Origin of the sequence: Microbacterium murale (assembly GCF_014635185.1) — a bacterium.
GTDB lineage: Bacteria > Actinomycetota > Actinomycetes > Actinomycetales > Microbacteriaceae > Microbacterium > Microbacterium murale.
In genome coordinates this window covers 427976-451244 of the sequence record NZ_BMCM01000001.1, presented here as the reverse complement: position 1 = coordinate 451244, position 23269 = coordinate 427976, and the positions used below count along the sequence as shown (strand labels likewise).

Annotated in this window: 23 protein-coding genes and 1 riboswitch; of the genes, 18 read left to right on the top strand and 5 right to left on the bottom strand. The window is 67.8% G+C overall.

Annotated features, from left to right (window positions below; translation table 11 throughout):
• The first annotated feature begins 4 nt into the window (after positions 1–4).
• From hemE to IEV67_RS02080, 11 genes are all read left to right on the top strand, one after another.
• Complete coding sequence (hemE, locus tag IEV67_RS02130) at positions 5–1045, top strand: uroporphyrinogen decarboxylase (RefSeq protein ID WP_188434883.1); 1041 nt, start codon at positions 5–7, stop codon at positions 1043–1045.
• Entirely contained in the window at positions 1042–2535 is a 1494-nt protein-coding gene (hemG, locus tag IEV67_RS02125; protein ID WP_188434882.1) for a protoporphyrinogen oxidase, read from the top strand. Before hemE ends, hemG begins: the two co-directional genes overlap by 4 nt.
• Positions 2536–2658: 123 nt before the next feature.
• Positions 2659–3099, top strand: coding sequence for a hypothetical protein (locus IEV67_RS02120; protein ID WP_188434881.1), 441 nt, complete (start codon positions 2659–2661; stop codon positions 3097–3099).
• Between the two features lies 1 nt (position 3100).
• Complete coding sequence (locus IEV67_RS02115; RefSeq protein ID WP_188434880.1) at positions 3101–3508, top strand: phage holin family protein; 408 nt, start codon at positions 3101–3103, stop codon at positions 3506–3508.
• The gene (locus tag IEV67_RS02110; RefSeq protein ID WP_188434879.1) at positions 3495–3770 is read left to right on the top strand and encodes a hypothetical protein; all 276 of its coding nucleotides are present in this window, start codon (positions 3495–3497) and stop codon (positions 3768–3770) included. Before IEV67_RS02115 ends, IEV67_RS02110 begins: the two co-directional genes overlap by 14 nt.
• A 52-nt stretch (positions 3771–3822) precedes the next feature.
• A complete protein-coding gene (gene hemQ, locus IEV67_RS02105; protein ID WP_188434878.1) occupies positions 3823–4500 on the top strand; it encodes a hydrogen peroxide-dependent heme synthase in 678 nt (225 codons plus the stop codon).
• A gap of 6 nt (positions 4501–4506) precedes the next feature.
• The gene (gene hemC, locus IEV67_RS02100) at positions 4507–5514 is read left to right on the top strand and encodes a hydroxymethylbilane synthase (RefSeq protein ID WP_188434877.1); all 1008 of its coding nucleotides are present in this window, start codon (positions 4507–4509) and stop codon (positions 5512–5514) included.
• A complete protein-coding gene (locus IEV67_RS02095; RefSeq protein WP_188434876.1) occupies positions 5514–6314 on the top strand; it encodes a uroporphyrinogen-III synthase in 801 nt (266 codons plus the stop codon). Before hemC ends, IEV67_RS02095 begins: the two co-directional genes overlap by 1 nt.
• Entirely contained in the window at positions 6311–7288 is a 978-nt protein-coding gene (hemB, locus tag IEV67_RS02090) for a porphobilinogen synthase (protein ID WP_188434875.1), read from the top strand. Before IEV67_RS02095 ends, hemB begins: the two co-directional genes overlap by 4 nt.
• A gap of 11 nt (positions 7289–7299) precedes the next feature.
• The gene (locus IEV67_RS02085) at positions 7300–8625 is read left to right on the top strand and encodes a glutamate-1-semialdehyde 2,1-aminomutase (protein ID WP_188434874.1); all 1326 of its coding nucleotides are present in this window, start codon (positions 7300–7302) and stop codon (positions 8623–8625) included.
• Positions 8626–8712: 87 nt separating this feature from the next.
• Positions 8713–9162, top strand: a complete 450-nt coding sequence (locus tag IEV67_RS02080; protein WP_188434873.1) for a hypothetical protein — start codon at positions 8713–8715, stop codon at positions 9160–9162.
• Positions 9163–9188: 26 nt separating this feature from the next.
• On the opposite strand, the gene IEV67_RS02075 is transcribed toward IEV67_RS02080, so the two are convergent.
• Positions 9189–10907: an ATP-binding cassette domain-containing protein gene (locus IEV67_RS02075; RefSeq protein ID WP_188434872.1), complete on the bottom strand. Its 1719-nt coding sequence runs from the start codon at positions 10905–10907 to the stop codon at positions 9189–9191.
• Positions 10908–11015: 108 nt separating this feature from the next.
• Between IEV67_RS02075 and IEV67_RS02070 the strand changes: the two genes are divergently transcribed.
• From IEV67_RS02070 to IEV67_RS02060, 3 genes are all read left to right on the top strand, one after another.
• On the top strand, positions 11016–12077 hold the full coding sequence (locus tag IEV67_RS02070; protein ID WP_188434871.1) for an enoyl-CoA hydratase/isomerase family protein: 1062 nt from the start codon (positions 11016–11018) through the stop codon (positions 12075–12077).
• Positions 12078–12238: 161 nt separating this feature from the next.
• Positions 12239–13966 carry an ABC transporter ATP-binding protein gene (locus tag IEV67_RS02065; protein ID WP_188434870.1) on the top strand — a complete coding sequence of 576 codons (1728 nt, stop codon included), beginning with the start codon at positions 12239–12241 and terminating at the stop codon, positions 13964–13966.
• Entirely contained in the window at positions 13963–16071 is a 2109-nt protein-coding gene (locus tag IEV67_RS02060) for an ABC transporter ATP-binding protein (protein WP_188434869.1), read from the top strand. The genes IEV67_RS02065 and IEV67_RS02060 overlap by 4 nt, the downstream gene beginning before the upstream one ends.
• Before the next feature lie 42 nt (positions 16072–16113).
• On the opposite strand, the gene IEV67_RS02055 is transcribed toward IEV67_RS02060, so the two are convergent.
• A complete protein-coding gene (locus IEV67_RS02055; protein WP_188434868.1) occupies positions 16114–17688 on the bottom strand; it encodes a D-alanyl-D-alanine carboxypeptidase family protein in 1575 nt (524 codons plus the stop codon).
• 116 nt (positions 17689–17804) lie between these two features.
• A riboswitch (TPP riboswitch) is annotated at positions 17805–17916 on the top strand.
• Between IEV67_RS02055 and IEV67_RS02050 the strand changes: the two genes are divergently transcribed.
• The 3 genes from IEV67_RS02050 (at position 17907) to IEV67_RS02040 (ending at position 20793) form a co-directional block, all read left to right on the top strand.
• Positions 17907–18548, top strand: coding sequence for an ECF transporter S component (locus tag IEV67_RS02050; RefSeq protein WP_188434867.1), 642 nt, complete (start codon positions 17907–17909; stop codon positions 18546–18548). Its footprint overlaps the riboswitch before it by 10 nt.
• Before the next feature lie 2 nt (positions 18549–18550).
• Positions 18551–20008, top strand: a complete 1458-nt coding sequence (locus IEV67_RS02045; protein ID WP_188434866.1) for an ABC transporter ATP-binding protein — start codon at positions 18551–18553, stop codon at positions 20006–20008.
• Complete coding sequence (locus IEV67_RS02040; protein WP_188434865.1) at positions 20005–20793, top strand: energy-coupling factor transporter transmembrane component T family protein; 789 nt, start codon at positions 20005–20007, stop codon at positions 20791–20793. Before IEV67_RS02045 ends, IEV67_RS02040 begins: the two co-directional genes overlap by 4 nt.
• 61 nt (positions 20794–20854) lie before the next feature.
• Here the strand turns inward: IEV67_RS02040 and IEV67_RS02035 are convergent, their stop codons facing one another.
• Genes IEV67_RS02035 through IEV67_RS02025 form a run of 3 tightly spaced genes read right to left on the bottom strand, consistent with a single transcriptional unit; the run spans position 20855 to position 22343 of the window.
• Entirely contained in the window at positions 20855–21262 is a 408-nt protein-coding gene (locus IEV67_RS02035) for an MmcQ/YjbR family DNA-binding protein (protein WP_188434864.1), read from the bottom strand.
• Positions 21262–21987, bottom strand: a complete 726-nt coding sequence (locus IEV67_RS02030) for an aminoglycoside 3'-phosphotransferase (RefSeq protein WP_188434863.1) — start codon at positions 21985–21987, stop codon at positions 21262–21264. Before IEV67_RS02030 ends, IEV67_RS02035 begins: the two co-directional genes overlap by 1 nt.
• Positions 21984–22343 (bottom strand): DUF488 domain-containing protein, encoded by a 360-nt coding sequence (locus IEV67_RS02025; RefSeq protein WP_188434862.1) that lies wholly within the window; start codon positions 22341–22343, stop codon positions 21984–21986. The genes IEV67_RS02030 and IEV67_RS02025 overlap by 4 nt, the downstream gene beginning before the upstream one ends.
• 96 nt (positions 22344–22439) lie before the next feature.
• On the opposite strand from IEV67_RS02025, the gene IEV67_RS02020 reads away from it, so the two are divergent.
• On the top strand, positions 22440–23201 hold the full coding sequence (locus IEV67_RS02020) for an SDR family NAD(P)-dependent oxidoreductase (RefSeq protein WP_188434861.1): 762 nt from the start codon (positions 22440–22442) through the stop codon (positions 23199–23201).
• Positions 23202–23269: the final 68 nt, after the last annotated feature.

Genomic DNA, 23269 nt, shown 5'->3' with positions numbered 1-23269 from the left:
ACGCATGTCCTCATCCACTGCCCCGTTGCTGCGCGCACTCGCCGGAGATCGACCAGAGCAGACCCCGGTCTGGTTCATGCGTCAGGCCGGACGTTCCCTTCCCGAATATCGTGAGCTCCGCGTCGGCACCCGGATGCTGGACGCGTGCCTGACCCCCGACCTCGCGGCCGAGATCACTCTGCAGCCGGTGCGTCGCCACGGCGTGGATGCGGCGGTCTTCTTCAGCGACATCGTCATCCCCCTGCGTCTGGCGGGCGTCGACGTGGTCATCGAGCCCGGTCGCGGTCCGGTGTTCGCAGAGCCGGTGCGCACGCGCGCTGATGTCGACCGGATCACCGCGATCGATCCGGACACCCTCGACACGACGGCGATCGCCGAGGCCGTGCGCATCGTCACCGCCGAGCTCGGCGACACCCCGCTGATCGGATTCGCCGGTGCGCCGTTCACGCTCGCCGCTTATCTGGTCGAGGGCGGTCCTTCAAAAGAGCACCTCCGCGCCCGCGCCATGATGCACACAGACCCCGAAGCCTGGAATCGTCTCGCCGGCTGGCTCTCGCGGATCTCCCGCCGCTTCCTCGAGGCGCAGCGCGACGCAGGGGCGGCGACTGTGCAGCTCTTCGACTCGTGGGCAGGCTCACTCAACCCCGCCGACTATCGCGCGTTCATCGCCCCGCACTCCAAGGCTGCGGTGACGGACCTCGGCGTCCCGGTGATCCACTTCGGAGTCGGTACTGGCCCGTTCCTCGATGACATGAGACTCGACGGCATCGCATCCGCCGTCGGCGTCGACTGGCGCCAGCCGCTCGATGAGGCCGCCCGCATCCTCGGCCCCGACGTCACCGTGCAGGGGAACATCGACCCGGCACTGCTGTCTGCGCCGTGGGAGGTTCTCGAGACGCATGTGCTCGACGTGCTCGAGCGCGGCCGTGCTGCCCGTGCGCACATCCTCAACCTCGGCCACGGCGTGCCACCGGAGACAGACCCTGACCAGCTCACCCGCATCGTGGAACTGGTGCACTCGCGAACGGAGTCGGCGCAGGCATGACGGACGATCCAGTCGAACTCGCGGCCAGAGCGGCCGAACGCCACGTCATCGTGGTCGGCGGCGGCATCGGCGGTCTCGTCGCCGCCCGTGAGTGCGCCAAAGTCGGCATGAAGGTCACGCTCCTCGAGGCGGCAGGGGTCCTGGGCGGCGCCGTCCGCCGTGCCGAGCTCGACTCGATCGTGGTGGATGCCGGGGCAGAGAGCTACGCGACGCGCGGCGGGCACGTGCGCGATCTGCTCGCCGATCTGGGTCTCACCGATCGCGTGGTCACCCCGAACCCGGCAGGTGCGTGGCTGGTCGGTGTTCCCGGCGTCGCCCCCGCCCCGCTCCCCAAGGGCGGCATCCTCGGCATCCCCTCGAACCCGTTCGCCGACGACGTGCGTCGGATCATCGGCTGGGGCGGAGCGTGGCGCGCGTACGTCGACCGGCTGCGACCGCCGCTGACGATCGGCAAGGAGCACAGCCTCGGCAAGCTCGTGTCGTCGCGCATGGGCGACAAGGTGCTGCGTCGACTGGTCACCCCTGTGACCGCCGGCGTCTATTCGGCGCATCCCGACGGCGTCGACACCGAAGTCGCAGCGCCAGGTCTCAACGAGGCCATGACCAGGGCTGGTTCGCTCTCGGGAGGCGTCGCTCAGCTGCTCGCGGACCGCGCCGACCGTGCGAAGAAGGCCCCCGGTTCCGCCGTGGAGGCGCTCGCCGGCGGTATGAGCGTTCTCGTGGACGCGCTCGCGAATGACCTGACCGAGCTCGGTGGCGTCGTTCGCACTGGCATCGATGTGCAGACCCTGGTTCGGGACGGCGACCGGTGGACCGTCACGTTCCAGGCCGACACCGCCGGCGAGGACGGGGCGGACGCCGCGGAAGACGTGGACGACAGCACGGAGACGCTCACGGCGGATGCCGTCATCGTCGCCACCGCCGAGCCCAGTGCCCGTGCACTGCTCGACGCCCACGTCGATGCGCTCGGTGCTCCGGGCGCCGCCCCGGAGATCGAGATCGTGAGCCTGCTGCTCGACGCCCCGGCGCTCGATGCCGCGCCGCGCGGCACCGGTGTGCTCACGGTGCCGGGCAGCCACGCGGCCAAGGCGCTCACGCACGCCACCGCGAAGTGGGCGTGGCTGCGCGAGACAGCAGCCGGCCGTCACATCGTGCGGGTGTCGTTCGGCGCACAGGGAGAGCCTGCTGCCACTGCGCGACTCGACGACGAGGAGGCCGCTCGACTCGCGCTGAGCGAGGCCGCCGACATGCTCGGGGTGCCGCTCGCGGAGTCGATGCTCGTCGACTCGCATCGGGCTCGATTCACGCAGGCGCAGCCGGCGTCCCTCATCGGAGCGGCTGAGCGTCGCCTGGCGGTGCGGGCAGCCGTTCAGGAGGTCGACGGCCTCGCCGTCGTCGGGGCGTGGCTCGCCGGAACGGGCCTGGCCCAGGTCATCCCGGATGCGAAGAACGAGGCTGATCGCCTGCGCAGGGCACTGCTCTGGACGTAAGTGAACTCTGGCTGTCAACCCCCTGAGGTATAGATGCCGAAATCGGCATATGGGGTTACGCTGGGTACCTGGCCGACAGGGGCAGAATCCTGCGGCCTGACCGGAACAACGTGAGGAGACCCCATGAAGGGGAAGATCGGACTCGTCGTCGGACTCGGCGTCGGTTACGTACTCGGCACGCGCGCCGGACGCGAGCGCTACGAGCAGATCAAGACGCAGTGGCTCAAGGTCTGGCACCTGGACCCGGTTCAGGAGCAGGTCACCAAGCTCACGGCGTTCGCGGGCGACAAGGCCGCAGCGATTCCGGGTGCCGTCTGGTCTGGGATCGTCAAGGTCGCCAAGTCCGCCGGTAACGGGACGACTCCTGGCGAGAAGCTCGACTCCGCGATCGCCACCACCAAGAAGGCGGCGGAGAACGTCGCCGATGTGGCCGAAGACGTGATCGAAGACGCGAAGGCGGCCGCGAAGAAGCCCGCTGCCAAGAAGCCCGCAGCCAAGACGGGCGCCGGCTCCTCGAGCACGTCGACGGGCTCCGCGGCGAAGAAGACGACGAACGGGAACTGACATGGTCCGCGGATACCGTGACCGCGCCGACGACAGCTTCCTGACGCTGCTCGGTGATCTCCCCGAACTCGTCAGCAAGCTCGTCAAGGCCGAGATCGAGGCGGCGAAGGTCTGGATCTCGCGCACCGCGAAGGACGCCGGCATCGGCAGCGTCTGGTTCCTGATCGCGCTGTTCTTCCTGTTCTGGCTGATCCCGATGATCCTCGTCTTCGCGGTGGCCGGGCTGTCGTCGTGGTGGCCGGTCTGGTTGTCCGCGCTCGCCGTGCTCGGGTTGCTGCTTCTCTGCGTCCTGATCTGCGCGGTGTTCGGGCTGCTCAAATTCCGCAAGGTGCTGCGCCGGGAGAACCCCGGCCAGGCCGTCGCGACCGATATTCGAATCGTGAAGGATGCCGGTGATGACAAACTCTGAACTCAACCTGCCCCGTACCGCCGTTCCTGCCGGCATCACCGACCCCGTGGCATCCGCTCGTGCCGAACTCAAGGCCGCACTCGCGGCGATCGAGGTCAAGGGCAACCTTCCCCGTCGCATCGAGAAGGCCTCGGTTCGAGGCGTGGCGAAAGCGCGCGTGTTCGCGGATCGCAACCCGGTCGGCGCGGTCGCCGCAGCCGTCGGGGTCGCCGCATTCGCCGGTGCTCTCGTCTGGGCGATCGCGCGCGCTCTCGCCCGCTGACGTCCCGCCGTCAGCATTCGCTCCTTCCTCGAGAAAGGGGCAGACTGGACGCATGTCCGACGCGAGCGAAGAGAACCCGACCGGCTTCACCCTCTGGGCCGTATGGCGACGCAATCCCGATGCACCGGTTGCCGAGACCGACGCCACCGAGTTGGAGACGATCTCCGGGCACATCGAGGACTCCGGCGTCACCATCCGCGGCTTCTACGACGTCTCGGGGCTCAAGGCCGACGCCGATCTGCTCGTGTGGCTGCACGGCGATACGGCCGAAGAACTTCAGAAGGCGCTGCGCCGCCTTCGCCGGACCGAGCTGCTGCGCACGCTGCTGCCCGTCTGGAACGTCATGGGTGTGCACCGCGACGCCGAGTTCAACCGCGCGCACGTGCCCGGGTTCCTCCGGGGCGTCGAGCCCAAGGACTGGCTGTGCCTGTACCCGTTCGTGCGCACACCCGAGTGGTACCTCGCTCCCGAAGAGGACCGGCGCAGGATGCTCGCGGATCACGGACGCAAGGGTGCGGCGTTCAAGGGCGTCATCGCCAACACCGTCGCCGCCTTCGCCCTCGGCGACTACGAGTGGATCCTTCCCCTCGAGGCCGACGACGTCACCGAACTCGTCGATCTCATGCGCGACCTGCGCTACACCGAGGCTCGTCGATTCGTGAAGGAGGAGGTCCCGTTCTTCACGGGCCGCAGGCTCCGCTTCGACGAGATCGCGGACGTTCTGCAGTAGGCCGTGATGAGTACTCTGATCCGTCAGCGCCCGATCCTTCTGGGCACGCGCCGAAGCGCACTCGCGCAGGCGCAGTCCGGGCATGTCGCCGCCGCGCTGGAGAAGATCTCCGGACGCAAGGTCGAGCTCGTCCCCATCGTCTCGGAAGGTGACACCAACCGTGCATCGCTGTCCGAGATCGGCGGCATGGGCATCTTCGCGACGCGTCTGCGTGAAGCGCTGCTCAGCGGTGAGTGCGACATCCTGGTGCACTCGCTCAAAGACCTGCCGACGGCTGAGCCGGACGGGCTGGTGATCGCCGCGACGCCGGCGCGCGAAGACGCTCGAGACGTCGTGCTCACGAAGAACGGCACGCCGCTTCACGAGCTGCGCCCCGGCGCGAAGGTCGGCACCGGTTCGCCGCGGCGCATCGCCCAGGTGCGTCGTCGGGCGCCTCGTGCGGAGGTCATCGACATCCGCGGCAACATCGGCTCGCGGATGGGACGGGTCGAATCCGGTGAGCTGGATGCCGTGATCCTCGCCGCCGCCGGCTTGTCGCGGATCGGATCCGAAGTGACCCTCGCACGCGAGGAACTCGGCCTCGCCGAGTGGCCGACCGCGCCTGGGCAGGGTTCGCTCGCCGTCGAGACGACAGCGGACGCGCCGGCAGAACTCCTCGCCGCCCTCGCAGAGCTCGACGACGAGGCGACTCGGCTCGCGATCACCGTGGAGCGCGGCGTGCTTGAGGGATTGGATGCCGGATGCCAGGCGCCGATGGCGGCGCATGCGGTTGTCACGGGTGACACTGTGCGTGTACGAACCGTTGTCTACGCGCCGGAAGGTGACCGCCGGATCGGCCTCGACGTCACCGAACCTCTGCGCCGGGGGTATATTCGTCTGAACGGCAGTGGCAATGGAGCGGATGCTGCCGATGGTGCGGACCCGAATCACGCAGCGCGCGAGATCGGGCTTTCTGTCGCCCGTCGGCTGCTCGATCAAGGGGCGGCCGGACTCGTCTCCCGAGAGCAATCCTGATGAGCATCACACCCGAAACGAATCATGAGAAGCCGTTGACCGGCTGGCGCGTCCTCGTTCCGCGAGGAGGCCCCTGGGGCGACGGCGTCGCCGCGAGCCTCCGCGCGCAGGGAGCCGTTCCCGTCGTCGCGCCGCTGATCAACTTCGGCCCCACGAACGACCAGGCGGCGCTCGACGACGCACTGACGAAACTCGCCGCCGGAGAGTTCGACTGGCTCACGATCACCAGCGCAACGACGGTGGATGTGCTGTTCGCGCACCGTGCGGTCGTTCCCAAATCGACGAAGATCGCCGCGGTCGGCGAGACGACAGCGGCAGCACTGCAGGCCGTCGGCTACGAGGTCGCGCTCGTGCCAGAGGAGGACAACTCGGCCGAGGGCATGGCGCAGCAGCTGCTCGCCCTCGAGCCGTCGCCCCGTCGCATCCTGACGCTGCGCAGCGAGATCGCGAAGCCCGTGCTGACCCGGTCGCTCATCGCGGCGGGTCACGAGGTCTCCAGCATCGTCGCCTATCGCACGGTCGGCGTGCCGGTGACCGACCGCATCCGCCGTGATGTCGACAGCGGCCGGATCAATGCGATCCTCATCACCAGCGGATCGGTCGCGCAGCAGGTGCGCGAGCAGTTCCCCGACATCCCGGACGACACGCTGCTCGCAGCCATCGGCCCTCGCACCGCGAAGGACGCCCGAAAGGCGGGTCTGCCGATCACCGTGGTCGCCGACAGGCAGACCGTCGATGCGCTCATCGACGCGGTCTCGCACTTCACCCTCCCGCACGCGGCCGACGAGTTCGCGCCGTGAGTTTCCCCGAGATCCGCCCGCGCCGGCTCCGCCAGTCGTCGGCGGTGCGGAACCTGGTGCGCGAGACCTCGTTGGAGCCGCGGCAGCTCGTGCTGCCGATGTTCGTGCGAGAGGGCATCTCCGAGGCCGTGCAGATCACGTCGATGCCCGGCGTCGCCCAGCACTCGCTCGATTCGCTGCGTCGCGCCGCTGTCGAGGCGGCAGAGGCAGGCGTCGGCGGTGTGATGCTGTTCGGCGTCCCTGCAGTACGCGACGCGATCGGCTCCGGTGCGGATGATCCGCACGGCATCCTCAACGTCGCGACCACCGCGCTGATCAAGGAGGTCGGCGATGCGCTCGTCGTGCAGACCGACCTGTGCCTGGATGAGTTCACGGATCACGGACACTGCGGCGTTCTCGCCGATGACGGCTCGGTGGACAACGACGCGACGCTCGAACGCTATGTCGCCATGGCGCTCGCGCAGGCGCGGGCAGGGTCGCACCTGCTGGGGCTGTCGGGGATGATGGACGGCCAGGTCGCGGCGATACGTCGCGGACTGGACGCCGAGGGCTTCACCGACACGCTCCTTCTCGGTTATGCGGCCAAGTACGCGAGCGCCTTCTACGGACCGTTCCGCGAGGCGGTCGACTCGCAGCTGCAGGGCGACCGCCGCACGTATCAGCTCGACCCAGGCAACCGTCGCGAGGGATTGCGCGAGGCGCTGATCGACGAGGCCGAGGGCGCGGACATCGTCATGGTCAAGCCGGCCATGAGCTTCCTCGACGTGCTCCGTGAGGTTCGCGATGCCGTGCATATTCCGGTGTGGGCATATCAGATCTCCGGCGAGTACGCGATGATCGAGGCCGCGAGCGCGAACGGCTGGATCGATCGTCGTGCGGCTGTGCTCGAATCGCTGCTGTCGATCCGTCGCGCCGGTGCCGACGCCGTGCTCACGTACTGGGCGACCGAGGCCGCAGGCTGGCTTCGCGACTGAGGGGGATTCCCATGAATGATCGCAACGACGACCTGTTCGCCGCCGCGCGCGCTGTCACCCCCGGCGGAGTGAACTCTCCGGTGCGGGCGTACGGCTCCGTCGGCGGGACACCGCGATTCCTGGCATCCGCGAAGGGTGCGATGGTCACGGATGCCGCCGGCGAAGAGTATGTCGACTTGGTGGCCTCGTGGGGGCCCGCCCTACTGGGACACGCGCATCCCGACGTCGTCGCCGCGGTGCAGGAAGCGGCGACTCGCGGCCTCTCCTTCGGAGCGCCGACGGAAGGCGAAGTCGAACTCGCCCGACTCATCACCGAACGCGTGCGGGTGGGCGACCTCGCTCCGATCGAACGCGTCCGCCTGGTCTCCACCGGCACCGAGGCCACCATGACCGCGATCCGCCTCGCGCGCGGTGCGACCGGCCGCGATCTGCTGGTGAAGTTCGCCGGGCACTACCACGGGCACTCCGATGGTCTGCTGGCCGAGGCGGGCTCCGGCATCGCGACGCTGGCGCTGCCGGGCTCTGCCGGCGTTCCCGCTCCCATCGCGGCGCAGACGCTCGTGATCGGATACAACGACCGCGCCGCTCTCGAAGCCGTCTTCGACGAGCACGGCGACCGGATCGCCGCCGTGATCGTCGAGGCGGCAGCCGCGAACATGGGCGTGGTCGAACCCGATGCTGGATTCAACCGCTTCATCGCCGACACCGTGCACGCGCACGGTGCGCTGATGATCCTCGATGAGGTGCTCACGGGCTTCCGGGTGCACCACGCCGGATACTGGGCGCTGCAGGCCTCGCTCGGTGAGGAGTACCTGCCCGACATCATCACGTTCGGCAAGGTCGTCGGCGGAGGCATGCCGCTCGCCGCGCTGGGCGGTCGCGCCGATGTCATGGATCTTCTCGCCCCCACCGGGCCGGTCTACCAGGCGGGCACACTCTCGGGGAACCCGCTGTCGGTGGCGGCGGGGCTCGCGACGCTGCGGCTCGCGACGCCCGCCGTCTACGCGCGGGTGGATGCTGCGGCCGCTCGTGTCGCGGATGCCCTGGATGCGGCCCTCACCGACGCTGGTGTCGTGCACGCCGTGCCGCGGGCCGGAAACCTGTTCGGTGTGGTGTTCGCGGAGAACGCCCCGCGCACCTATGCCGAGGCGCAGGCGCAGGAGGCGTTCCGCTACGCCCCCTTCTTCCACTCGATGCGCGAGCAGGGCATCGCCCTGCCGCCGAGCGTGTTCGAGGCGTGGTTCCTCACCGCCGCGCACGACGATGCGGCCCTGTCCCGCATCGAGGCGGCGTTGCCGGCTGCGGCCGCTGCCGCGGCATCCGCCTCGCGTTCGTGACTCCTGGCGGAATCACACAACCGGATTGTTGCCGTCCTGTGAGGAAGTCGCAGACAGTTTGCAGGGCGTCGCTGGCAGACTGGGTTCATGGTGACGTTGCTGCTGGATCAGACACAGCTTGAGGTTGTGCTCTCCCCGCTTGAACGCGCTGCGACGTTCCATCGCGAGAATCTGCGAGTCGCGCGCGACACCATCACGAAGGTGCAGCTCACCGATGACGCGTGGACGTGGCTGCGCGGCGTGCCTGGACCGGGCACGCACATCCCGAGCATCCTCGCGGCCGGAACCTGGAAGGCCGCAGCGACGACGGACTTCGTGCTCATCCGTCGCCGTCGCCCGAGCGTCGTCATCGACCTCGAAGGCGATGAGCAGTTCCAGCGGCTGATCTTCACGACCAGGCACGGACTCTCCCTCACGCAGGCGCTTCGCCTCGACGTCACAGAAGAGCCCGTCGATGTCGTCGAGATCGCGAGCACGGCGCCGATACCGGTCGTGAAGGGACGTCAGCGTCCGGTCATCCGGCCACGCCCCGTGTGATCAGTACTGACGTCAGTACCGTCTGATCAGTGCTGTTCGTGCGCGGACTCGTCGGAGTTCGAGTCGCCGTCCCCTGAGTCTTCGGTCTCTGCGTCTCCGCCTTCTGACGCGTCGCCTTCTGACGCGTCGCCGGATGACGCGTCGGGCGCATCGTCATCGTCGGATGACGGATCGCCCGTGAACGCGTCGAAGAACTCTTCGGTCGGGTCGGTCTCGTCGGACGTCTCCGCCGACACCGATGACGGAGCAGGCTCGTCGCCCGCGAACGGCACGTCGGAGGACGCGGCGGACGCGGTCGGCTCGGCGCCGGGAACGACGTCGATGACGCGGGTCGCGTCGAGGTCGATGCCCTCGGCATCCGATGACTCAGCATCCGACTCGGCATCTCCCTCATCGCTCGAGCCGGTGGACGACAGCTCGGCGGCGGGATCGCTCTCGGCTTCGCCGGCGCCGGCGCCATCTGAAACCGCTTCATCCGCAGCCGAAGTGGATGAGGGTGTGTTGGTGTTGAACAGACTGGCGACGGCCGCGAGTCCGGCGATGCCGGGGAGCGGTCGGTCGTCGTCGGTGGAATTCGCGGACGCTTCGACTCGTGCGGCTCGCTCGGAGCGTCTCGTCTCTCCCGCAGCCGGCTCAACGACCTGAGTGGAATCACCTGTTGCGTCGAGTTCAGCGGCCTCGGCCTCGGAATCGGAATCGACGGGGCCGTCGGCCGCCTGGTCGTCGAGCGCAGGCGATGACGTCGCCGGTGCCGAAACGGGCTGAGCGGCAGAATCGAGCCGAAGCTGCTCGTCTTCGACCGGCATCTCGAACAGTGCGGGGTCATTCGTCGCGGGCTTCTCGACGCGCACGTACCGGTCGTTCACGAGATCGAGGAAGACGTCTTCGAGGGTCGGACCGCGTTGCTGCAGCGTGGTCAGCGCCACGCCGGCACCGGCGGTCACAGCCCCGATCCTGGCGGCGTCGCTGCCGCGCACGGTCAGGCCGGAGCGCAGGATCTCGAACTCGAACCCTGCGCCGCGCAGCGCTTCGGACAGGGCAGGACGATCCGCGGCGTCGACGACGACGGGTCCGCTGCTGGGGTCGGCGAGGTCTTCCATCGTGCCGGCGAACTTCAGCTCGCCGCGGGCGATGACGAGGATCTCGTCTGCGGTCTGCTCGACTTCGGAGAGCACGTGCGACGACACGAGCACGGTGCGTCCTTCGTCGGCGAGACGGCGGATGAGAGTGCGCATCCAGCGGATGCCTTCGGGGTCGAGACCGTTCGCCGGCTCATCGAGCACGAGCACACCCGGGTCGCCGATGAGTGCGGTGGCAGCGCTCAGTCGCTGGCGCATGCCGAGCGAGAGGGCGGCGATGCGGGTCTCGACGTCGTCGCCGAGACCGACGAACGAGATGAGCTCGCCGACGCGCGACAGCGGGATGCTGTTCGCCTTGGCCGTCGCGATCAGGTGACGCTCGACAGTGCGACGGGCGCGGAAGCCGGGGTTCTCGAGCATCGCACCGATCACGCGCGCGGGTTCGCGCAATTCGGAGAACCGCTTGCCGCCGATCTTGGTCGTACCGATAGTCGGGCGTTCGAGGCCGACCAGCATCCGGAGCGTGGTGGTCTTGCCCGCGCCGTTCGGTCCGAGGAATCCCGTCACCACACCGGGGTTGACGCGCGCGGAGAAGTCCGACACTGCGGCGACAGCACCGAAGCGCTTCGTCACGTGATCGAACTCGATCAGCTGTCCGTCTGGCATCCGGGGCCTTTCTGCGATGGGCGTTCTCTCTATCTTGTCGGAAAACACGCAGAATCTCGCGTCGGCACTGTGCAAAGCGTGAAGAAACAGGCGGGTAACGTGGCATTCGTGACTGACAACACCGCGGCACCCACTGTTCTCGTCCGCACCGAGGGATCACTGGGACGGCTCACCCTGAACCGGCCGAAGGCGATCAACGCGCTGGATCTCGACATGATCCGTCAGCTCACCGCAGCCCTTGACCGCTGGCGCGACGACACCGACATCGACATCGTCCTCATCGACGGGGCCGGCGATCGCGGCCTCTGCGCCGGCGGCGACGTGCGCGGGCTCTACGACCAGATCACCAGCGGGCAGTACGACGGCGTCGGCGACTTCTTCCGCGAGGAGTACGCGCTGAACCTGATGATCGCGCAGTACCCGAAGACGGTCGTCGCGCTCGCCGACGGCATCACGATGGGCGGCGGCATCGGCCTCGCAGGCCACGCCGCCATCCGCATCGTGACCGAGCGCAGTCGCCTGGCGATGCCGGAGACCAGGATCGGGTTCACCCCGGACGTCGGCGGCACCTATCTGCTCGGCCGCGCCCCTGGTCGCATCGGCGAGTACCTCGGACTCACCGGCACCACCATGACCGGAGCGGATGCCGTGTACGCCGGCTTCGCGGACTACTACGTGCCCTCCGCGCACCTCGACGAGCTGCGCGAGGCCCTCGGCAAGCGTGCCGACCCGACCAGTCCCTCCGAGCTCGTGCTGCTTTTCGACGAGACGCCGGAGCGCTCATCCCTCGCTGACGAGCGCGCTTGGATCGACGAGGTGTTCTCGGCGGACACGATCGGCGAGGTCGTTCATAGGCTCTCCGCGCGGACCGAGTCCGCGGCATCCGATACAGCTACGATGCTCGCGGAGCTCTCGCCGACCGGAGTCGCCGTGACGCTCGACGCCGTCCGCGAGGCACGCGAGGGCGACCTGCGGGATGCACTTATCGGCGAGTACCGGCGCGTGCTGTGGTTCGGGACGCACCACCCCGATCTCGTCGAGGGGATCCGTGCCCAGCTGGTCGACAAGGATCGCTCGCCGAAGTGGCAGCCGGCGACGCTCGCGGAGTTGGAGCCGGATGCCGGCGCCGCAGCCCGCGCGTACTCGCCAGAGGTGCCGCTCTTCGGCTGAGAAGCGCATTCGGCTATTGCTGTACGCGGTGCAGAATCCGCCGATGACCAGCGGATCGTTCGCCCTGAGCGGATAATCCTCCTTCGTCGTTTCGAATGTCCGAGCTTCGTGACAATCTGTTCTGTGGCACTCGCTGCCCCTATCCCCACAAGGACACTTTCATGCTCGGAAAACTCCTCGTCCGCTATCTCTCCAAATACCGATGGCTCCTCGTCGGCGTCCTGGTTTTCCAGTTCGCCAGCGCGCTCGCCACGCTCTACCTGCCGCGCCTGAACGCCGACATCATCAACAACGGCGTCGCCCAGGCCGACACCGGCTACATCTGGCGCACCGGCGGATTCATGCTCGTCGTGTCGCTCGGTCAGATCATCTGCTCGATCGTCGCCACCTATTTCGCGGCCAAGGCGGCCATGAGCGTCGGGCGCGACATCCGTGCCGACGTCTTCTCCCGCGTGAGCGGCTTCTCCGAACGCGAGGTGTCGCAGTTCGGCGCCGGCTCGCTGATCACCCGCAACACGAACGATGTGCAGCAGGTGCAGATGCTGGCGATGATGGGCGCGACGATGTTCGTCACCGCCCCGCTGCTGGCGATCGGCGGCATCATCATGGCCGTCCAGCAGGATGTCGGACTGAGCTGGCTGATCGCTGTCTCGGTGCCGGCACTGCTGATCGTCGCTGTACTCATCATCGGTCGCATGGTTCCGCTGTTCCGCCGCAACCAGAAGCAGCTCGACGCGATCAACCGCGTCATGCGCGAGCAGCTCACCGGTGTCCGTGTGGTGCGCGCGTTCGTCCGCGAACCCATCGAAGAAGCGCGCTTCCGCGACACCAACACGGAGCTGATGATCCTCGGGCGCAAGATCGGCTCGCTCTTCGTGCTGCTCTTCCCCGTGTTCATGCTGATCCTCAACGTCACCGTCGTCGGCGTGATCTGGTTCGGCGGCATCGAGATCAACGCGGGCAACGTCGAGGTCGGCACCCTGTTCGCGTTCATGCAGTACATCGGACAGATCATGATGGGCGTGATCATGTCGAGCTTCATGGCGATGATGATCCCTCGTGCGGCCGTCTCGGCCGAGCGCGTGGGCGAAGTGCTCGATGCCGAGTCGAGCATGCACCGCCCGGACAACGGCGTCGCCGACTTCAGCGCGCCCGGCACGGTCATGCTCGAAGACGTCGAGTTCACGTATCCGGGAGCCGAGGCTCCGGTGCTGTCCGGCATCTCCTTCGGCGCGAACAAGGGAGAGACGGTCGCGATCGTCGGCTCCACCGGTGCGGGCAAGACCACACTCGTCTCGTTGATCCCACGATTGTTCGACGTCACAGGCGGCGCCGTGCGTGTCAATGGCACCGATGTGCGTGAAGCCGACGTCGACGCGCTGTGGAAGACCATCGGCCTGGTTCCGCAGCGACCCTTCCTGTTCACCGGAACAGTGGCGTCGAACCTGCGGTACGGCCGAGAGGAAGCCACGGACGAAGAGCTCTGGCAGGCGCTCGAGATCGCACAGGGCCGCGACTTCGTCGAGGAGATGCCTGATGGCCTCGAGTCGCGCATCGCTCAGGGCGGTACCAACGTCTCCGGCGGGCAACGCCAGCGACTCGCGATCGCCAGAGCGATCGTGCACCAGCCGGAGATCCTCATCTTCGACGACTCGTTCTCGGCACTCGACCTCACGACGGACGCGAGACTGAGGCAGGCCCTGTGGCGTGAACTGCCTGAGGTGACGAAGATCGTCGTCGCGCAGCGCGTGTCGAGCATCATGGATGCTGATCGCATCGTGGTCCTCGACGGCGGCGCAATGGTCGGTGTCGGCACTCATGACGAACTGGTCGCCACCAATGAGACTTATCGGGAGATCGTCGAATCGCAGCTGGGGGTGGACGCATGAGCACGCCGGAACAGCTCACTGCAGAAGAGCAGTATGAAGCCGAGCTCGCCGACGCGGCGCGCCTGGATGCCGGAGGGTGGGACGCCCCCGCCCCTGGCAAGGCCGACAACTTCGGCAAGAGCTTCGGCCGGATGATCGGTCTGCTGAAGCCCTCCGCCCTCTGGTTCGTCTTCGTCTCGATCCTCGGAGCGCTCGGAGTCGTGCTGACGGTCGCTGCGCCGAAGGTGCTCGGCGAGGCCACCAACATCATCTACGAGGGCTTCATCTCGAAGACGCTCGGCGACAGCGGCGTTCCTGCCGGTACATCGCAGGAGCAGGTCATCGAGATCCTGCGGTCGCAGGGTCAAGATGACTTCGCGAACATGGTCGCGGCATTCACCGACTTCCAGGTCGGCGCGGGCATCGACTTCGAGCGACTGCGTTGGATCATCGTCTCTGTGCTCGCCATCTACGTCGGCGCCGCATTGCTGACCTGGATCCAGGGCTACGTCATCAACGTCATCATGGTGCGAACGATGTGGCGTCTGCGTGAATCCGTCGAGGCGAAGATCAACCGTCTGCCGCTGTCGTACTTCGACAAGGTGCAGCGCGGCGAACTGATCTCGCGTGTCACGAACGACATCGACAACATCACCACCGCAATGCAGCAGTCCCTCTCGGGTGCACTGACATCGGTGCTCACCGTCGTCGGCGTGCTGGTGATGATGTTCTCCATCTCATGGCAGCTGGCGCTCGTCGCCCTCGTCGCGTTGCCGCTCATGGGCGTCATCTTCGGCGTCATCGGTCCCAGGTCGCAGAAGGCCTTCGGCTCGCAGTGGCGCAAGGTCGGTCGCCTGAACGCACGGGTGGAGGAGGCATTCTCCGGTCACGCGCTGGTGAAGGTCTACGGACGTGAGAAGGATGCACTCGACAAGTTCCAGGTCGAGAACGAAGAGCTGTTCCAGGCGAGCTTCAAGGCGCAGTTCCTGTCGGGGATCATCATGCCGGCCATGACGTTCGTCGGCAGCCTGACCTATGTCGGCATCGCCGTGCTCGGAGGCCTGATGGTCGCGAGCGGTCAGCTTCGCCTCGGCGACGTGCAGGCGTTCATCCAGTACTCGCAGCAGTTCACCCAGCCGCTGAGCGAGCTGGGTGGCATGGCTGCTGTGGTGCAGTCCGGCACAGCCTCGGCCGAGCGGGTCTTCGACCTCCTCGACGCCGATGAGCAGGATCCCGATGCTGCTGATGCACCGGCCCTCGTCGAGGGCAAGGGCGTCATCGAGTTCGAGAACGTCTCGTTCTCGTACACGCCGGAGCGCCCGCTGATCAACGACCTCTCGTTCCGGGTGGAGCCGGGTCAGACGGTCGCGATCGTGGGACCCACCGGCGCAGGTAAGACGACGCTGGTGAACCTCATCATGCGCTTCTACGAGCTCAGCGGCGGCCGGATCCTGCTCGACGGTCAGGACATCTCCAAGGTGACCCGATCCGAGCTGCGCTCGCGCACCGGTATGGTGCTGCAGGACCCGTGGCTGTTCGCCGGTTCCATCCTGGAGAACATCAGGTACGGCCGGGCATCGGCGACCGATGAAGAGGTGCTGGATGCAGCGAAGGCGACGTACGTCGACCGCTTCGTCCACGCGCTTCCCGACGGCTACGAGACGGTTCTCGAAGAGGATGCGGCGAATGTCTCGGCCGGCGAGCGTCAGCTCATCACGATCGCGCGCGCATTCGTGGCGAAGCCATCGATCCTCATCCTCGATGAGGCGACGAGCGCCGTCGACACTCGCACCGAGCTGCTGCTGCAGCACGCGATGGCGGCACTGCGCCAGGGGCGCACGTCGTTCGTGATCGCGCACCGTCTGTCGACCATCCGCGACGCCGACCTCATCCTCGTGATGGAGCACGGCGACATCGTCGAGAAGGGTTCGCATGACGAGCTCATCGCGGCGCAGGGTGCGTACTGGCGGCTGTACCAGTCGCAGTTCGAGCAGGCCGCGACCGACATCGATGCCGAGGAGGCCATGACCGGCACGACGCCCGTGGTCGTCACCGGAGAGGCCGAGCCGGACGCTGTTCCCGCGGGCGCGGCTGACGTCGACGCCGAGGAGCCGACGGGTCTCTGAGGTCGGAAGTCTCTGAGTTCGGAGGTTGTGGCCGGCTGCGCGTCAGCCGGCCACAACACCGAGAAGCTCGAACGGATGCGTCAGACGCCACCACGGACTCGGGCCCGACAGTTCATCCGACAGAGAGACGCCGACATCCACGGCATCCAGGGGGCCGCTCACGCTGAGCGTGCCCGCTTCATCGCCGGCGTCACGCTGCTCCTCGTCGCCGAGAGCGAGCGTCGCGCTGGCGCCGGCAGCCGCCCCATTCCACAGCAGCACAGTCGCGTCTTCGTCCGTGACGAGATCGACGCTCGCACCCCACAGGGTGTCGACCGTACCGACGACAGTCCCGGACGGAACCGCAGGTGCCATCGCCTCGAGTGCGGCCTCGGCGTCGGCGAACAGGGAACGGGTCACCGCGAGACGCTCGGCGTCGTCGCCCTGATTCAGCACTGCGGCGTAAAGATGGACGGTCGTGTCGCCGATCGTGACATCTTTCGCGGTGAGCATGCTCCACCCCACGAGCGTTCCTGTCTTGATGCCGACGACACCAGGGTCTGCGAGCATCCCGTTCGTGTTCGTGACGACGCCGGCACCCGGGATGTCCACGCTGACCGTTCCGACGATCTCCGCGAACACCGGGTTCTGCATCGCACGCTCGCCGAGCTGCAGCAGGGCCTCGGGAGTGGCGACATTGCCCTCATCGAAGCCCGACGGTGTCACGACCGTGATGCCGGAGAGCCCGCGGTCGGCGAGCCACCTCGCCGCGGCATCCGCGAAGCTGGCATCCGAGCCCCAGATCTCGCGTGCCAGGCGGTCGACGTAGTTGTTCGCAGACCCGAGCAGGGTGCCCTGCAGCAACTGATATTCGGTGAGTACTCCGCCGACCGGCACATCCAGTGCCGACTGATCCGCGCGACGGTAATCCCAGTACTCGACGCTGTCGCTGTAGCTGAAGGCGAACTCGGGTCCCTGCTCACCGAGCTGAAGCGGCATCCGATCCAGCACCATCAGGGCTGTGACCACCTTCGTCACGCTGGCGATCGATACGGCGTCCGCAGATGACGTGACCGATGAGAGCCCTGCGATGCCCACGCCCGCGCTGCCGGCGACCGGCCACGCGGGAGCCGCGATCTGCGCGGCGACAGTCTCGAACTCGACGGCCTCGACGGTCGGGGGCACCTCGTGCAGCGGCCACAACAACACAGTCGCCGCGTACGCCAGCACCAGGGCGGCGACTGCGACGATCGGCACCAGCCAGCGCGCACGCAACAGCGTCGGACGCAGTCGCGCATCAGCGAGCAGATCCGGACCGGTCTCTCGCATCGTTATCCGATCGAGATCGGCAGGACGGGTGCTCTCTTCGACGGTGTCGACATCGAGCCAGGTGAACACGGTCGCCGGCTGGTTCCTGTCGGCCCACTGCACTGTGGAAGCGGCGGATGCCGTGGGCTCGTCCGCGGCGAGAACGGCATCCGTCACCGGGTCGAGGTCGGCAGCATCAGGGGCCGACGTGCTCGCCGTATCGCTGAAGGGCAGGGCCGGCGGGCGCACCGTCTCGGTAGCGCCCGTGCCCGCACGAAGCTCACGCCGGGTGAGAGTCCCGGTCTCGGGCGTCGCGTCATCAATGGTCACCTGTTCACGCTACCGAATCCGGTGCCGCACCGCGCGTTCACGCGGTCCACGCGCTGCGCCCGCGCTGCACGGTGCTGCGAGCCGGCGCAGACGTTTTCGAACCTGGGTATGATCGTCAGCACAACCACGGGAGTCCGGCGAGCCGGGCTGAGAGGGAGCGACCAGCGCTTCGACCGTCGAACCTGATCTGGGTCATGCCAGCGCAGGGAGGAGTTCAAATGAGCACGTCTACACGCACGCCCCACGCCACATCCACCGGCACCGGCGCGAATCCCTGGCGCTGGCGCGTCGTCGACATCGTCGTCGCCGCCGTCCTCGGCGTCGCGATCGGGCTGCTGTTCTGGGGCTGGAACGTCGTTGGCGGCGCATGGTTCGGGGCTGCGGATGCCGTGACCCCCGGGCTGGGCGGTGTCGCCGTCGGAATCTGGCTGATCGGTGGTGTCATCGGCGGCCTCGTGATCCGCAAGCCGGGCGCTGCCCTCGTCGTCGAGGTGGTCGCCGCGATCGTCTCGATGCTCATCGGCAACGTCTGGGGCGTCTCGACGGTCCTGTCCGGCCTCGTGCAGGGTCTCGGCGCCGAGCTCATCTTCGCGCTGTTCCTGTATCGCCGGTTCGGGATCGGTGTCGCAGCCCTCGCCGGTGTCGGCGCAGCCGTCGCCGCATGGGTGTTCGAGCTGTTCTACGGCAGTTCGCCGAACATCCTCAAGTCCCTCGAGTTCAACACGATCTACCTCGTGTGCGTCGCCGTCTCGGGCGCGATCCTCGCCGGCGTCGTCGGCTGGTTGCTCGTGCGTGCACTGGCGAAGACCGGAGCGCTCAGCCGCTTCGCCGCGGGCAGAGAACTCGCGCGCGAGGTCTGAGCATGACCGATGCCACCCCGGCCCGCGTGCAGGCTGCGGGCTGGGGCTGGCGTTATGCCGGACGGAAGCGCCCCGCTGTCAGCGACGTCTCCTTCACGATCGAGCCGGGCGAGCGCGTGCTGCTGCTCGGCGCATCCGGTGCGGGCAAGTCGACCATGCTCGCCGGGCTCGCAGGGGTGCTCGGCGACGCTGACGAGGGCGAGCGCACCGGGTCGCTTCTGATCGACGGCGCCGCTCCCGAGTCGCGACGAGGGAAGGCGGGCCTCGTCATGCAGGAGCCGGATGCCGGCATCGTGCTGTCGAAGGTCGGCGACGACGTCGCGTTCGGATGCGAGAACCTCGGCGTTCCAGCATCCGAGATCCCCGCGCGCGTGACGGAGGCACTCGAGGCCGTGGGCTTGGACGTGCCGCTGCGTCGTCCTACTGAAGCACTCTCCGGCGGACAGAAGCAGCGTCTGGTGCTCGCCGGTGTGCTGGCCATGCGGCCGGGGCTGCTGCTGCTCGACGAGCCGACAGCGAACCTCGACCCTGAAGGCGTCGCTGAGGTGCGCGCGAGCGTCGAGCGGGTCGTCGATGCCACGGGTGCGACGCTGATCGTCGTCGAACACCGCACTCCGGTCTGGGTGGGCCTGATGACCCGCGTCATCGTCCTCGCCGCCGACGGTGGTCTTCTCGCCGACGGCTCGCCCGCGCAGGTGTTCGCCGAGCACGGGCACGCGCTGGCGGATGCCGGGGTGTGGGTGCCCGACCAGGACATCGAACTGTCGGTGCTTCCCGCGGCTCCGGATGCGGCCGAGTCCGTTCTCTCCGCGACCGGCCTCGCGATCGCCCGCACCTCGCGCACCGTCGTGCAATCCGGGCTCGACGTCCGCGTGCCGCGAGGGAGCGCGACGGTCATCACGGGCCCGAACGGCGTCGGCAAGTCGACGCTCGCGCTCACACTCGCCGGTCTCATCCCGGAGCACAAGGGTGAGGTCGTCGCTGCCTCGCCTCTTGCGGGACGCGGCGGACATCGACCGTTCCGGTGGACGTCGCGCGAGCTGCTCACGCGCATCGGCACGGTCTTCCAGGAGCCGGAGCACCAGTTCCTCACCCAGACCCTGCATGACGAACTCAGCGTCGGACCGAAGGCACTGGGTTGGGATGCCGCGCGCACCGCATCCGTCGTCGACGCGCTACTCGAGCGCCTGCACCTGTCGGATCTCGCTCTCGCGAACCCGTTCACCCTGTCCGGCGGGCAGAAGCGTCGACTGTCCGTCGCGACAGTGCTCGCGGCATCCCCAGAGGTGATCGTGCTCGACGAGCCCACGTTCGGACAGGATCGGCGTGGCTGGATCGAGCTGGTCGCACTGCTGCAGGAGGAGATCGCATCGGGCACCTCGGTCGTCGCCGTGACGCACGATGAGGGCGTGATCCGTCACGTCGGCGGGCATCGGATCGTGTTGGAGCCGGCCGCGTGAGCACAGGCATCGAAATCGAGACGGTGCGCCGCGCGTGGCTCGACGGTGTGAATCCTGTGACGAAGGTGGTGCTCGCACTGCTCCTGTCCGTGCCGCTGTTCGCGTCGATCGACGTCGTGAGCGGTCTCGTCGCGATCGGACTGCAACTGCTGTGCCTGCCGCTCACCGGTCTGCGATGGGGCACGGTGTTGAAGCGTCTGCTTCCGCTTGTGATCTTCGCGCCCGTCGCCGGGCTCAGCATGCTGCTGTATGCGGAACCGGCCGGACGCATCTACTGGAGTTTCGGCTTCGCGACCATCAGTGAGGACTCGGTCAGTCTCGCGATTGCCGTGAGCCTCCGAGTCTTGGCGCTGGGGCTGCCGACGATCCTGCTGTTCGGTCGCACGGATCCGACCGAGCTGGCCGATGCTCTCGCGCAGGTCGCGAAGCTGCCCAGCCGGTTCGTGCTCGGCGTGCTCGCCGGGACCAGGATGCTGGGGCTGTTCCTCGACGACTGGCGCACGATGGGCCTCGCCCGCCGTGCACGCGGCGTCGGAGATCGCGGAGCGCTCAGGCGGTTCTTCTCGATGGCTTTCGTGCTGCTCGTCTTCGCGGTCAGGCGCGGTACGAAGCTGGCGATGGCGATGGAGGCGCGCGGGTTCGGGTCCGACATCCCGCGCACCTGGTCCCGCCCGTCGCGCCTGCACGCGCGCGACGGCGTCGCGCTGCTCGGTGGCGCGGTGATCATGGCGCTCGCTCTGGCGGCGGCCGTGCTGCTGGGCACGTTCCGGTTCGTCTGGAGCTGAGACACCACGCGCTGCGTGAGACACCACGCCTGCAATGGTGTTTCACGTCAGGAGCGGCGTCTCAGCGCGCGTCGAGCTCCCGCACGAGTCGCCGGGGCGCGGTCACGCGGTACGAGGCGTCGATGAGCTCGGCGATCTCCTGCCAGTCCGTGTCGGCGCCTTCCTTCTCAGCGTCGAGGTCGATGCCGAGCCAACCAGAGGGGCCGAGGTAGGCGGGAACCCAGAACCGTGGATCCTGACGCAGAGCCGGATCGTCGGCGGGGTCGGGGCGCACCATGATCGCCGCATCATGGGCGACCCACTCCTGATCGATGCGCACGGAGCCGCCGAAGTAGCAGAACACCTTCTGCGTGAAGAACGCCGGGCGCCCGTGACTGATCTTCTCCTCAGCCTCGGGAAAGGCGAGCGCGATGGTGCGGACCCTCGCCAGCAGCGGGTCGTCGTCCTGGAACATGATCGGATGGGCCATCACGTCGCATTCCACAGATCGCGGTAGTAGGCCAGCCGCTCACGGTCGGGCTCGACGCCGTAGGCCTCGATGAGCGCGTCGTCCCACCCAGGGCCGTAGTTCCAGGTCGTGCTCATGGATGCCACGGCGATGTCGGCCCAACGATCGGCTGTACCGAGTGCGGCGAGGTCGACGTGCGCGAGCCACCGACCGTCGGCATCCAGCAGGGTGTTCGGCACGCACGCGTCGCCATGGCAGACGACGAGCGTATCCATCGGGGGCGCGTCGCGCATCGCGTCGGGGACGTGGATGCCACGGGCCTCGGCGTTGGCGACACGCTCCGGCACGCCCCAACTCCACGGACACTCGCCGACCGGCAGTGCGTCGTGCAGCGCCCTCAGACCTTCGCCCACGGCCCTCACGGCCGTTGCGGGCTCGGCGATCCACCGCGGTGCCACAGCGCTCTCGCCGGGGACGGCGACCGTGACGAGCCATTCGTGGGACTCATCCTGTCCCTGGTCGATCACCTCCGGCACGGCTGTCCATCGGGATGCCCACCGCATCCGCTCAGCCTCATCGCGCATGTTCGCCTCGGCGTCGAGAGGACCGTACTTGATGAAGCGTTCGTCGTCGGTGCGGAACGTGAGCCCGCCGATGTTGTTGTGCCACACCGGCGCGAGCGTCGCGCGACAGGCCAGCTCGCGCACGCGCGAGGGTACTTCGATGTGTGTGGAGGGGATGCTCACAGCAGTTCACTCAGTGCCTGTTCGAGCACGACGGCATGGTTGTGCTCCACGTCGTGGGCGGCGTAGACGAGCGTGACGACACCGTGCTGCTTCAGGTCTGCGGCGAGGTTCTCGAGCGCGGGGGCCGACTCGTTCGCGAGTTCTGTACGGTAGCGGTCGGCGAAGTCGTTCCAGTCGTCGTCGGATGCCGCATGCCAGGCCTTGCGCAGATCGGGGCTGGGTGCCGTGTCCTTGGCCCACAGGTCGATCTCGGCCTTATCCTTCGCGAGACCTCGCGGCCACAGCCGATCCACCAGCACACGGAAGCCATCCGCCGCCGCAGGGGTGTCGTAGGCTCGCTTGCGACGCAGTTGCATACCTCCACCCAACACCCGTTCGCGCTATGACGCCAGGGTGGGACTGAGAACTGCGTATGCTGGAACTGAGTTGCACAGCCGTTCGAAGGAGAACACATGCAGGTCCAGGGATCCGGAGCATTGATCACAGGTGGCGCCTCAGGCCTCGGCCTCGCCGCCGCACGCGCGCTCGCCGCCGCCGGCGCGCACGTCACACTGCTCGATCTTCCTTCATCTCAGGGCGCGGAGCTCGCCGCTGAGCTGGGCGGAGCGTTCGCCCCCGGTGACGTGACGAGCCCCGAGGATGCCGCGTCCGCCGTCGCCGCCGCGAACGACGTGGCGCCGCTGCGCATCGTCGTGAACTGCGCCGGCATCGCCCCGCCGGCGAAGGTGCTCGATCGCGATGGCATTCCCGTGGTCCTCGCGGACTTCGAACGGGTGATCCGCATCAACCTCGTCGGCACGTTCAACGTCACCTCGCAGGCATCCGCAGTGATCGCGAAGAACGACCCCTCCGACTCGGGCGATCGCGGCGTCATCGTCAACACGGCATCCGTCGCCGCGTTCGACGGCCAGATCGGCCAGCCGGCGTACTCGGCGTCGAAGGGCGGCGTGCATGCCATGACGCTGCCGATCGCGCGCGAGCTCGCCCGCTACGGCATCCGGGTCTGCACGATCGCTCCTGGCATCATGGAGACGCCGATGCTCGCAGGCCTACCCGAAGCCGCACAGCTGTCGCTCGGGCAGCAGGTGCCGTATCCCGCCCGGCTGGGGCGCCCCGCCGAGTACGCGGCACTGGCCATGAGCATCATCGAGAACGACTATCTGAACGGCGAGACGATCCGCCTGGACGGCGCGATCCGGATGGCGCCGAAGTGATCCGCACTTTGAGGTCGCAGTTTCTGCCGCTCGCAGCGTCGGAAAGCGACGGAAAGTGCGACCCGAAC